At 72.3% G+C, this 11,298-nt stretch carries 10 protein-coding genes; 4 read left to right on the forward strand and 6 right to left on the reverse strand.

Features of this window, described 5'->3' with window-relative positions; translation table 11 throughout:
- Positions 1–70: 70 nt before the first annotated feature.
- A complete protein-coding gene (locus QM572_RS10375; RefSeq protein WP_415092759.1) occupies positions 71–856 on the reverse strand; it encodes a nucleoside phosphorylase in 786 nt (261 codons plus the stop codon).
- 169 nt (positions 857–1,025) lie between these two features.
- Between QM572_RS10375 and QM572_RS10380 the strand changes: the two genes are divergently transcribed.
- Complete coding sequence (locus QM572_RS10380) at positions 1,026–1,718, forward strand: MBL fold metallo-hydrolase (protein ID WP_415092761.1); 693 nt, start codon at positions 1,026–1,028, stop codon at positions 1,716–1,718.
- A gap of 218 nt (positions 1,719–1,936) precedes the next feature.
- Here QM572_RS10380 and QM572_RS10385 read toward each other — a convergent pair whose 3' ends face one another.
- Complete coding sequence (locus tag QM572_RS10385) at positions 1,937–2,956, reverse strand: agmatine deiminase family protein (protein ID WP_415092763.1); 1,020 nt, start codon at positions 2,954–2,956, stop codon at positions 1,937–1,939.
- A gap of 91 nt (positions 2,957–3,047) precedes the next feature.
- On the opposite strand from QM572_RS10385, the gene nhaA reads away from it, so the two are divergent.
- Entirely contained in the window at positions 3,048–4,379 is a 1,332-nt protein-coding gene (gene nhaA, locus QM572_RS10390; RefSeq protein WP_415092765.1) for a Na+/H+ antiporter NhaA, read from the forward strand.
- Positions 4,380–4,443: 64 nt separating this feature from the next.
- On the opposite strand, the gene QM572_RS10395 is transcribed toward nhaA, so the two are convergent.
- Complete coding sequence (locus QM572_RS10395) at positions 4,444–6,291, reverse strand: vWA domain-containing protein (RefSeq protein ID WP_415092767.1); 1,848 nt, start codon at positions 6,289–6,291, stop codon at positions 4,444–4,446.
- Positions 6,292–6,352: 61 nt separating this feature from the next.
- On the opposite strand from QM572_RS10395, the gene QM572_RS10400 reads away from it, so the two are divergent.
- Positions 6,353–6,763, forward strand: a complete 411-nt coding sequence (locus QM572_RS10400) for a phage holin family protein (RefSeq protein WP_415092769.1) — start codon at positions 6,353–6,355, stop codon at positions 6,761–6,763.
- A gap of 10 nt (positions 6,764–6,773) precedes the next feature.
- Entirely contained in the window at positions 6,774–8,471 is a 1,698-nt protein-coding gene (locus QM572_RS10405) for an amidase (protein WP_415092771.1), read from the forward strand.
- Positions 8,472–8,667: 196 nt separating this feature from the next.
- Here QM572_RS10405 and QM572_RS10410 read toward each other — a convergent pair whose 3' ends face one another.
- The 3 genes from QM572_RS10410 to QM572_RS10420 form a co-directional block, all read right to left on the reverse strand.
- Positions 8,668–9,840 (reverse strand): MarP family serine protease, encoded by a 1,173-nt coding sequence (locus QM572_RS10410; protein ID WP_415092773.1) that lies wholly within the window; start codon positions 9,838–9,840, stop codon positions 8,668–8,670.
- On the reverse strand, positions 9,837–10,571 hold the full coding sequence (locus QM572_RS10415) for an NUDIX hydrolase (RefSeq protein ID WP_415092775.1): 735 nt from the start codon (positions 10,569–10,571) through the stop codon (positions 9,837–9,839). The genes QM572_RS10410 and QM572_RS10415 overlap by 4 nt, the downstream gene beginning before the upstream one ends.
- The coding region (locus QM572_RS10420; RefSeq protein WP_415092777.1) for a TlpA family protein disulfide reductase at positions 10,568–11,298 on the reverse strand (731 nt) is incomplete at its 5' end. The genes QM572_RS10415 and QM572_RS10420, both read right to left, overlap by 4 nt.

The following is an 11,298-nucleotide window of genomic DNA, read 5'->3' on the forward strand; positions in this document are numbered from 1 at the left end:
CGTGGACTTCGGAGTCCTACCCGCGGGCTCTCAGCGTCACCGGGTGACGCTGAGAGCCCGCGGTCGGCGTTCAGAGCGCGAGCTCGACGGCGGCCTCCAGGGCGGCCTCGATGCTGAGCCGCCAGCCCTGCGCGAGGCGGTCGTGGGTGTCGCCGTAGAGGCTCTGTCCCGCGACGAGGTTGGACGAGGCGCTGCAGACCATGCCCGCGCGCAGGTGGCGCAGCCGCGCGACGACGTACAGGGCAGAGGACTCCATCTCGACGTTGAGGATGCCCTGGCGGTTGAGCAGCTCGATCCACTCCGGCGTCTCGGCGTAGAAGGCGTCGTCGGTGGCGTTGATGCCGCTGTGGCAGGCCACCCCGGCGCGCGCGGCGATGCGCTCGCCGTGCCGCTTCAGGGCGACGGTCAGCTCGAGGTCGGGCACGGCGGGGAAGCCCGGATGGACGTACGCCGCCGTCGTGCCGTCGTTGCGCAGCGACCCCTCGCTGACGAGGAGGTCACCGGGCGCCACCTGGGGCTGCAGGCCCGCCGAGGAGCCGACCCGGATGAACGACGTGACGCCGACGCGGGCGAGCTCCTCCACCGCGATGGCGGTCGACGGGCAGCCCATCCCGGTCGAGGTGACCGTGATCCGCCGGTCGCGGTAGGTGCCGACGATGGTCCGGTGCTCACGGTGGTGGGCGACCTCGACCACGTCGGTGAGGAACTCCCCCACCAGCGGCACCCGCCCCGGGTCGCCGGGCAGCAGCGCGACGGTCGACACCTCGCCCGGCGCGACCCGGATGTGGAACTGCCGCTCGTCGGCTCCCGCCGACGACTTGTCGACGAAGGCGAGGTCGGCTGACTGATCACTCATGGCGTGCTCCTCAGGGGTCAGTCCCCGCCCGAGCCGGCTGCTCTGGTGTTAGGACACGCGATGACTCCGATCCTAGGGCGCACCGACCGATCGTCGATCAGCGCGGCGCCCTCGCGAGCGGCGTCCTCTGGGTCATGCCCACCCTGGAGGCCGCCACTACTGTCGTCGTGTGCGCATCGAGCAGGTGGCCCGCATCCCGTTGGGGACGTTCGTGCGGCCTGCGGCGGAGACGGGCGTCGGCGCGCCCCGGGTCGAGACCGTCCTCGGCTACGTCGCCCGCACCCCCGCCGGCGTCCTGCTCCTCGACACCGGGCTGGGCGAGGCCGATGAGGAGACCGAGTCGTGGTACCGGCCCCGGCGGGCAGACCTGCACGCGGGCCTCGCCACCGTCGGGATGACGACGGACGACGTCGACCTCGTGGTGAACTGCCACCTCCACTTCGACCACATCGGCGGCAACCCCGCCTTCACCGGGCGCCCGATCCACTGTCAGCGACAGGAGCTCGAGGCGGCACACCGGCCCGGCTACACCGTTCCGGGACTCGTCGACTTCCCCGGCGCCCGCTACGAGCTGCTCGACGGCGAGACGGAGATCGCGGCCGGCGTCCACATCGTCCCGACGCCGGGCCACGTCGACGGGCACCAGTCGGTGGTGCTCCGGTGCGACGACGGGACGGTGGTCCTCGCCGGCCAGGCGCACGACGACGCCTCGACATGGTCGGCCGACGTCCTGGCCGCCCAGGCGCGAGGCCTCGGTCACGCCCCGCCGCTGCCACCGAGCAGCCCGTGGATGCCGCGCCTGCTCGCGTTCGACCCGAAGCGGGTCTACTTCGCCCACGACGCGTCCGTCTGGATGCCGTGAACCCTGCCCCGCACCTGCCGGCGCCGGTTGACGCGCGCGGATTCAAGGAGCGGGAGGGAAGGCGACCTTGGAGCGAAGCGGACGCCGACCTCCGAGCGACGCCGGAGACGCGCCGTCAGACCGGCGCCGGTTGACGCGCGCGGATCCAAGGAGCCGGAGGAAAGGCGACCTTGGAGCGAAGCGGTCGCCGACCTCCGAGCGACGCCGGAGACGCGCCGTCAGACCGGCGCCGGAGAGGGCTGCTGCTGGGTGATGCAGTGAATCCCGCCGCCGCGGTCGAAGATCGGGCGGGCGTCGACGGTGACGACGCGGCGGCCGGGGTAGGCCCTCTCCAGGATCGCGACGGCGGCCGCGTCGTGGGCGTCGTCGAAGGAGCACGCGATCACGCCGCCGTTGACCACGAGGTGGTTGACGTAGGACCAGTCCACCCAGCCCCCCTCCTGGTCGGCGCCGTCCCGGAGGGTCGCCGGCGCCGGCAGCCGGGTCACCTCGAAGCGCTCGGCGAGGATCGCCTCCAGCTCGCGCGACACCTCGTAGTCGGGATGCTCCGGGTCGTCCTGCCAGTGCAGCAGCACCTGACCGGGCGCGGTGAAGGTGGCGACGATGTCGACGTGGCCGCGGGTGCCGTAGGTCTCGTAGTCCCGCGTCAGCCCGCGCGGCAGCCAGACCACGTCGGTGGCGCCGATGGTGCGCCCCAGCTCGGCCTCCACCTCGGCCTTCGTCCAGGTCTCGTTGCGGCCCTCGCCGAGCTGGACGGTCTCGGTGACCAGCACCGTCCCCTCGCCGTCGACGTGGATGCCACCGCCCTCGTTGATCATCGGCGAGTCCACGACGGGTACGCCGGCGGCCTCCGCCACGAAGACCCCGATCCTCTCGTCGAGATCCCACCGGGCCCACGACGCGGCGCCCCAGCCGTTGAAGACCCAGTCGACGCCGGCGACGTCGCCGGACTCGGTGTGCACGAAGGTCGGCCCCATGTCGCGCATCCAGGCGTCGTTGAGCGGCGCCTCGACCAGCTCGATCCGCGGGTCGAGCAGCGCCCGCGCCGACGCCACCTCCGAGGGGTCCACCACCACGGTCACCGGCTCGAACTCGACGCACGCTCCTGCCACGGCGGCCCACGCCGTACGCGCCTCGGCAGCCTCCTCCTCGCTCTCCCCGAGCGAGTAGCCCGGCGCCGGGAAGGCCATCCAGATCCGGTCCTGCGGCGCCCACTCCGGCGGCATCACATTGCCCATGGCGAGACCCTATGCCGATAGGGTTCCTCGTGGTGTGCCGGGAAGTCTGGTCGGCGTTGTCCTCACGACCCCTCGACCCCCGGGAGACACCATGGCCGACCGACTGTTCCGCCGCGGTTCGTGGCTCGAGACCTCCCGCACGGCGGAGATCCTGCGCGCGGAGACGACCGGCGGCCTGCTGCTGATCGCCGGAGCCGTGATCGCGTTGGTCTGGGCCAACACCGGATGGCACGGCGCGTACGCCGACCTGCGCGACCTCCGGATCGGGCCGAGCGGCCTCCATCTGGACCTCACGCTCGGGGCGTGGGCGGCCGACGGCCTGCTGGCGATCTTCTTCTTCGTGGCGGGGCTGGAGCTGAAGCGGGAGTTCGTCGCGGGCGACCTGCGCGATCCCCGGCGGGCGATGCTGCCGGTGACGGCCGCGGTCGGCGGCATGATCGCTCCGGCGCTGGTGTTCACGGCGGTCAACCTCGGCACCGGTGACGGCGCGCTGCGTGGCTGGGCGATCCCGACGGCGACCGACATCGCGTTCGCGGTGGCGGTCCTCGCGGTGATCTCGACGCATCTGCCGAGCGGGCTGCGGACGTTCCTGCTCACCCTCGCGGTGGTCGACGACCTGCTCGCGATCGTCGTGATCGCCTTCGTCTACACCGACGAGCTGCACGTCGGGTGGCTCGCGGCCGCGCTCGTCCCTCTGGCAGCGTTCGCCCTGCTGGTCCAGCGCCGCATCCGCAGCCCGTGGCTGCTCATCCCGCTGGCCCTGCTGACCTGGGGCCTGGTCCACGCCAGCGGCATCCACGCCACCGTCGCCGGGGTCCTCCTGGCCTTCACCGTCCCCGTCCACCCACAGGCAACTGCTGGTGAAAGCCTGCCGGAAGGCAAACCGAACAGGCTTTCACCAGCAGTTGCCTCGTCCGAGGCCCCCGGACTGGCCGAGCACCTGGAGCACCTGCTCCGGCCGATCAGCGCGGGCATCGCCGTACCGGTCTTCGCCTTCTTCGCCGCCGGCGTCACCGTCGGCGGGATCGACGGCCTCGGAGACGCGCTCACCGACCCCGTCGCGCTCGGGATCGTCGCCGGCCTCGTGGTCGGCAAGACCGTCGGCATCACCGGCGCGACCTGGCTGCTCTCCACCTTCACCAGGGCCGAGCTCGACGAGGAGCTCCACTGGGTCGACGTCGTCGGCATGGCGATGCTCGGCGGGATCGGCTTCACCGTCTCGCTGCTGATCGGCGAGCTCGCGTACGGATCGGGGTCGGTCCGCGACGAGCACGTCAAGGTCGGCGTCCTCGTCGGCTCCCTGGCCGCCGGCGTCCTCGCCGCCGGCGTGCTCCGCCTGCGGAACCGCACCTACCGACGGCTCGCCGAGCTGGAGTCGATCGACGCCGACGACGACGGCATCCCCGACGCGTTCCAGCGGTGAGAGACTCGCGCCATGAAGCCGGAGAACGAGCTCCCCGCGCCGCGATCGCCGAACCGATGAGGACTCAGCCGACGTCCTTCCGGCGTCGGCTGAGCAGCCACGCGACAAGGCCCCCGGCGACCACGACGAGTGCGGCCAAGCCCCCGATCAGCGGCAGCGGCACGCCCCCGCCGTCGTCGCGATCGTCGCGCTCGGACTTCGCAGACTCCTCGGACGTGCTCGGCTCCTCGCTCGCAGCGGACGTGTCCTCGGCGAAGGTCGGCGCCTCCTGGGCGGTGCCGTCGACGGCCAGCGTGAGGGTGAACGGGAACTCGACGGAGTTCTCCCCCGTCCGCTTCGACAGACCGACGTAGTAGTCCCCGGAACGAGCCGTGGTCCCGCCGTAGAAGGTGAAGCTCCCGTCGGCCGCGGAGCTGACCGCGGTGGTGGCCTCGAACAGCCGCGTCGCCTCCGGAGCGCCGCCGGAGTCGATCCCCGCGAACTCGCCGTAGACGGCGCCCTTCGCATGCGGCAGCTGCGCCCAGGTCGGGTCGTAGAGGACGAGGCTGACCTGGCTCTCCCAGATCGAGACGTCCTCGAGGGCCGCCTTCATCGCCGGGGTGATGGCCGGCAGGTCGACCCCCACCCGCAGCGACTGGCCGTAGTCCAGGTGCACCTTCACGAGGTCGGACTCACCCGACACGATCGTCCCGGAGTAGCTGCCCGGCGTGAGCAGCGGCGCGTCGACGAACGTCTGCGCGCCGGTGAGCGGAGTCGGAGAGCCGGCGGCCGGCACCGGCGCGGCCGTGGCCTCGTCGGCGGTCCAGACCCAGCCGGGTGAGGTCATGGCCGGCTCCTCGATCACCCGCAGCCCGATCGGCACCTCGGTGGTGGCGGCCTTGTCCCGCGAGACCTCGAAGCGATAGGTCCCGACGTCGCCGCAGTCCTTCGCGATCGCTCCGATCCGCACCTGCGCCGCCATCACGTCGCGCACGTCGAAGGTGCGCTGCGACATCGGCGACTGACGCCAGCACGACTCGCCGTCCGGCTTGAACGCCTTGACGTACATCGCCGCGCTGGACCGGCCCTCGTCCTGCTCGTAGAACACGAACCGCACCGAGCTGGCCGCGTCCTTCAGCTCATAGGAGTAGCTCTTCGTCGCGCCCTGCCCGGCGAGCGTGTCGGTCCACTCACCGGCCTCGATCGGCGTCAGGTCGCTCTCGCTGCCGCCGACGATCGGCGTGCCGACGTACTGGAAGGGGCGCATCGAGCGCGTCGCCACGTGCTCCAGGGTCGCCTCGATGTCGGCGGCGGAGTCGGCGTCGTAGTACTGCCCGTTGCCGGCGTCGGCGATGCACTGCAGCTGCTCGCGGGCCTTGCCCGAGACGGCGAGCCCGACGACGTTGATGGTGAGATCGATGCCCGCGCCGGCCAGCTGGCGCGCCACCGGGCACGGGTCGCCACACGTCGACTCGCCGTCGGAGACGAGCATGATCGCCCGGCTGCCCTCGGCCCCCAGGTCGGTCGCGGCGGCCTCGAGCGCGGCCGGGATCGGGGTCTCGCCCCACGGCTTGTACGCCGGCACCGCCGCCTGAAGGGCGTCCCGGTTGTCGGTCGCCACCGGGACGACGAGCTCGGTGTCGTCGCACGCCCCGGGATCGGTGCGCTCGAAGACCTTCGAGCCGAAGACCCGCAGGCCGACCGGCGCGTCCTCGGGCAGCGCCGCGACCACCTTGGTCAGGGCCGAGCGGGCCGCGGCGATCTTGGTCCCGCCGGCCGCCTTCTCCTTCATCGAGCCGGAGGAGTCCAGCAGCAGGACCAGGCGCGTGGGAGCCGCTGCCTCACCGCCGGAGTCGTCGTCGGCGTACGACGGCAGCACGATCAGGCCGGTCAGGACCAGTGCCAACAGGACAGGACGAGCGGCGATCCCCATGATCGAACTCCCGAGCAGAAGCGGAGGTGTGTCAGGCGGGCAGCCTAGTAGGGTCGACCCCATGACCGAGCAGACCGAGCAGATTGGGCCCGAAGAGCCGACGATCGGCCGCCTCGTCGCCGACGCCAGCCGTGACATCTCCACCCTGATCTCCAAGGAGATCGAGCTCGCCAAGACCGAGCTCAAGGTGAGCCTCACCAACGGCGGCATCGGCGCCGGGCTGTTCGCCGCCGCCGGGTTCCTGCTCGTGCTGGCCGTGATCATGCTCTCCATCGCGATCGCGTTCCTGATCCACTGGAACGGCGACGGTCTCGCGCTGCAGTGGTCCTTCCTCATCGTCTTCGGGTTCTACGTGCTGCTCGCCTTCGTGCTCGTGCTCGTCGGGATCAGCAAGGTCAAGAAGGTGCGCGCGCCGGAGAAGGCGATCGCGCAGGGCCGCGAGATCCCGAAGGCGCTCAAGGGCAAGGCCTGACGCGCTGCCCATGAAGGGGTACGACGTCGCCGAGGCCTCCATCCCGGCGCTGCGCGGCGCCCTCGAGTCCGGTGAGGTCACGGCGGTCGGCCTGGTGGCGGCCTATCTCGCCCGGATCGCGGAGCTCGACGGTCCCGACGGACTGAACGCCGTCGTCGTCGCCAATCCAGACGCGCTCGACGAGGCCCGGTCCTCCGACGCCCGCCGGGACTCCGGGACGCTGCTCGGGCCGCTCGACGGGATCCCCTACACGGCGAAGGACTCCTACCTCGTCCGCGGCCTCACCGCCGCCGCCGGCTCTCCGGCCTTCGCCGGGCTGGTCGCGCAGTGGGACGCGTTCGCCGTCGCGCGACTCCGTGCGGGCGGGGCGATCTGCCTGGGCAAGACCACCATGCCGCCGATGGCCAACGGCGGGATGCAGCGCGGCCTGTACGGCAGGGCGGAGTCGCCGTACAACCGCCTGTTCCTGACGGCGCCCTTCGGCTCGGGCTCCTCCAACGGCTCCGGCACGGCGACGGCGGCCTCGCTGTGCGCCTTCGGCCTCGGCGAGGAGACGTGGTCGTCGGGCCGGGGGCCGGCGACCAACAACGCGCTGTGCGCCTACACGCCGTCGCGCGGGGTGATCTCGGTGCGCGGCAACTGGCCGCTGGTGCCGACGATGGACGTCGTCGTGCCGCACACCCGCTCGATGACCGACCTGCTCGAGGTGCTGGACGTGATCGTCGCCGACGATCCGGTCGTGCGCGGGGATCTGTGGCGGGCACAGCCGTGGGTCCCCCTTCCGGCCGCGAGCTCGGTGCGGCCGGCCTCCTACCCCGCCCTGGCCTCCGGCGCCTCGCTCGAGGGCGTCGTGCTCGGGGTGCCGCGGATGTACGTCAACGCCGACCCGGAGGCCGGCGTCGGCGCGACGGGCATCGGCGGCCCGACCGGCGAGCGGATCGAGACCCGGCCGTCCGTGCTGGCGCTCTGGGAGGCGCTGCGGGCCGATCTCGAGACGGCCGGCGCCCGGGTGGTCGAGGTCGACTTCCCGGCGGTCACCAACTACGAGGGCGACCGCGCCGGGGCCCCGACTCTCGCGACGCGGGGCCTCGTCAGCCCTGCGTTCCTGCGCCGCGAGATCGTCGACCTGTCCGCGTGGGCCTGGGACGACTTCCTCGCCGCGAACGGCGATCCGGCGCTCTCGACCCTGGTCGGCGTCGACGGCGCCTCGATCTTCCCTCCGCCTCCGGGCGCCCTGCCCGACCGCTACACCGGCTTCGAGGACGACATCGCGGACTATCCACGGCAGGTCGCCGACCATCCCTACGCCTCGTTCGCCGAGATCCCGGAGCTGGCCGCGGGGCTGGCCGGGCTGGAGGAGACCCGGCGCGTCGACCTCGAGGAGTGGATGGGCCTGCTCGGCCTCGACGCGGTCGTCTTCCCCGCCGTCGCCGACGTCGGCCCCGCCGACATGGACGTGTCGGCCGACTCCGCGGACCTCGGCTGGCGCAACGGCGTCTGGGTGGCCAACGGCAACCTCGTCCCCCGGCATCTGGGAATCCCCACCGTCACCGTCCCGATGGGGATCATGGCCGACATCGGCATGCCCGTCGGCCTCACCATCGCCGGCCGCGCGTACGACGACACCGCCCTCCTGACGCTCGCCTGCGCCATCGAGGCCACCGCCGACGGCGGCACCCGCCGCCTCCCTCCCCCGAGTGGGGCCTAAGACCCGCCGAATAGGGCCTGAGAACCCGCCGAGTGGGGCTTTGGAGCCGGCCGAGTGGGGCTTTGCGCATAGTCGGGCGAACCCATGGCCCCACTCGCGGGCAGGGGAGACCCCACTCGGCGGATCTTAGGCCCCACTCGGTGGATTCAAAGGCCCCATCCGGCGGGTAGGCGGGTCAGGCGGCAGGGTCAGGCACTCAGGCGCAGGCGCCGGTCGAGACGCGCTGGGTGAGGGTGACGCCGCGCTCGGCGAGGGAGTCGACCTGGCTCGCGGTGAGCGCGTAGCCGGTGTCGGCGTCGGTCACCGAGGCGGCGAAGACGACGCCGAGGACCTGGCCGGCGCTGTCGAGGATCGGACCGCCGGAGTTGCCCGGCCGGATCAGCCCGCGCAGCGAGTAGACGTCGCGGATGACGGTGCCCGAGCCGTAGATGTCCGGCGAGCGGAGCCGCTGCTGGGCGCGGACACGACCGGCCTCGATGTCGAAGGGGCCGTCCTCGGGATAGCCGAGGATCGCGACGCCGTCACCCGCCTTGGCGTCCTTCCGGAACGTCAGCGGGGTGAGGTCGTCGCTGTCGAAGGCGATCACCGCGATGTCGACACCAGGGTCGTACAGCACGACCGTGCCCTCCCGCTCGGACTTCCCGACGAGCACCTCGGGCTTGGTCACGCCGGCGACCACGTGGGCGTTGGTCATGAGGTAGCCCGGGGCGATGAGGAAGCCGCTGCCCTCGACCCCGCGCCCGCACGAGTTCGCGCCGCGCACCTTCAGCACCGACGCCTCGGCGCGTACGACGTCGGGGTCGGTCTTGAGCCGCTCTGGACCAGGCCCCACCTTGACGATGCGCTCCGGCGCGAACGGCTCCAGGTAGCGCGGGAAGAACGACGCCCCGACCACGTTGTTGAACCGGTCGAGCGCCTTGCTCGCGGTGATCGGCATGACGCCGTCGACCCGGCTGAGGACCGCCGAGCCCCGGACTGCCGAGGTGATCGGGCCGATGTTGGCGCCCGAGATCGCGACGCCGAGCGCCCAGGCGACGACCAGGACGGCGGCGGCGGAGAGGATCGCCCCGCCACAGGCATCGAGGGCCCGCGCCGGGCGCCATCGGATCGAGTCGCGCACCCGCGCGCCGACGTACTGCAGGATGCCCTGCCCCAGCGAGGCCGCGAGGATGACGGCGAAGAGGGCGCCGAGGGAGACCCAGACCGAGGGGTTGGCGTCGCCGAGCAGCTTGGGCGCCGCCCAGACGCCGATGGCGCCGCCGAGGAGCAGGCCCGCGGTGGCGAACGCGCCCGTGATGAAGCCCTGCCAGTAGCCCGACAGCGCGTAGGCCAGCAGCAGGACGACCAGGCACCAGTCGAGCCAGTTCACCGGCCCACCTCATGGTCCCTGTCACGGCCCAGGTCGGGGCTGACCTCGGGGACGTCGCGGCCGCCGGCACGCTCACGGCCGGACAGCATGTAGTCGGGCAGCTCGATCTCGGGGGCGCCGGGCATGGCGTCGATCCAACCGAGATGGATGAGGAAACGCTCGACGACACCCCCGGTGAAGCCCCACAGGATCACGTCCTTGGCCGGCCCGATGAGGAATCCGGGCGTGCGCCACCCGCGCGAGGGCGAGATGACGGTGATGCGGTGGGCGGGGTCGCGCAGCTCGGCGATCGGCACGCGGTAGATCGCGTGCACCTCCTCGACCGAGGTCGGCACCAGCTCGCCGGCCCGCTCCCACCAGCCGATGACCGGCGTGACCGCGAAGTTGCTCGGCGGCAGCCACAGCTCCGGCAGGTGGCCGATGATCTCGACGTCGTACGGCGCGATGCCGGCCTCCTCCTCGGCCTCGCGCAGCGCCGCCTGGTCGACGGTCTCGCCCGGGTCGAGCGAGCCCCCGGGGAAGGAGACCTGGCCGGGGTGGGAGCGCATCGTGTGCGAGCGCTCGGTGAGCACGAGGTCGGGGCCGGACGCGCCCTCGCCGAAGAGCACGAGCACGGCCGAGCGGCGCGCGTTCGAGCCCGGAGGGGCGGTGAAGGCGGTGATCCGGTCGGCGGTGATCGAGGCCGCGCCGTCGACGACCTCCTGGAGCCACGCGGGCTTGGAGTCCGTCACGCGAGGTCCAGGTCGAGCTGCTCGTTCACCATCGCGACCACCTCGGCAAGTGACTCCAGGCCACCCGCCTGCCTGGTCACCGTGCCGTCGGCGTGGAGGAAGAAGAAGGTCGGCTGACCGGAGATGTGGAGCGCCTTGGTCTCCTGGATCGCGGCGTCGAGGTCGAACAGCTGGGGGTACGTCGCCTTGCGCCGCTTCGCCTGCTTCAGGGCGATGACGGGAGTGGTGTCCGCGATGTCGATCCCGAGCAGCGGCACCTGGTCGCCGTAGCGACGATGGAACTCGCCGAGCGCGGGCATCTCCTTGCGACAGGGCTCGCACTGACTCGACCACACGTTGATGACGAGCGGGCCGCTCAGGGTGGAGAGGTCCACGTCCGAGCCGCCGCCCAGGCACGGCAGGGTCAGCTTCGGCAGCGCGCCCGCGCCGCTCGCGACCTGGGCCGCCGGGCAGTCCTCGAGCCCTGCCGCCTGCTTGAGCGCGACCATCTCCGGCGTGTCGACGGGCAGGTCCTTCTCCTTCGGCGCGGTGAGGTCCGGTGCGCCGCACGCGGCGAGGACGAGCACGAGTACGGCGGTTGCGACCGGCCCGGGAAGCCGGCGCATCACGGGGGTGACCACGAGGGTGTGCCTCTCAATTCGGGCGAAGCGCATCCGGCGGCGCCGCGCCCGATCCGGCGAGGCGGAGGCGCGAAAGCGCAGCGGGCTGCGCTGAGCGTCGACAACGA

This window comes from Nocardioides sp. (assembly GCF_047607365.1).
Classification (GTDB): Bacteria; Actinomycetota; Actinomycetes; order Propionibacteriales; family Nocardioidaceae; genus Nocardioides.

Excerpts from the sequence above, each read along its gene's own strand:
- QM572_RS10375 (WP_415092759.1), bottom strand. The coding sequence starts at position 856 with ATGAGTGATCAGTCAGCCGACCTCGCCTTCGTCGACAAGTCGTCGGCG.
- QM572_RS10385 (WP_415092763.1), bottom strand. The coding sequence starts at position 2,956 with ATGGGCAATGTGATGCCGCCGGAGTGGGCGCCGCAGGACCGGATCTGG.
- nhaA (WP_415092765.1), top strand. The coding sequence starts at position 3,048 with ATGGCCGACCGACTGTTCCGCCGCGGTTCGTGGCTCGAGACCTCCCGC.
- QM572_RS10395 (WP_415092767.1), bottom strand. The coding sequence starts at position 6,291 with ATGGGGATCGCCGCTCGTCCTGTCCTGTTGGCACTGGTCCTGACCGGC.
- QM572_RS10400 (WP_415092769.1), top strand. The coding sequence starts at position 6,353 with ATGACCGAGCAGACCGAGCAGATTGGGCCCGAAGAGCCGACGATCGGC.
- QM572_RS10405 (WP_415092771.1), top strand. The coding sequence starts at position 6,774 with ATGAAGGGGTACGACGTCGCCGAGGCCTCCATCCCGGCGCTGCGCGGC.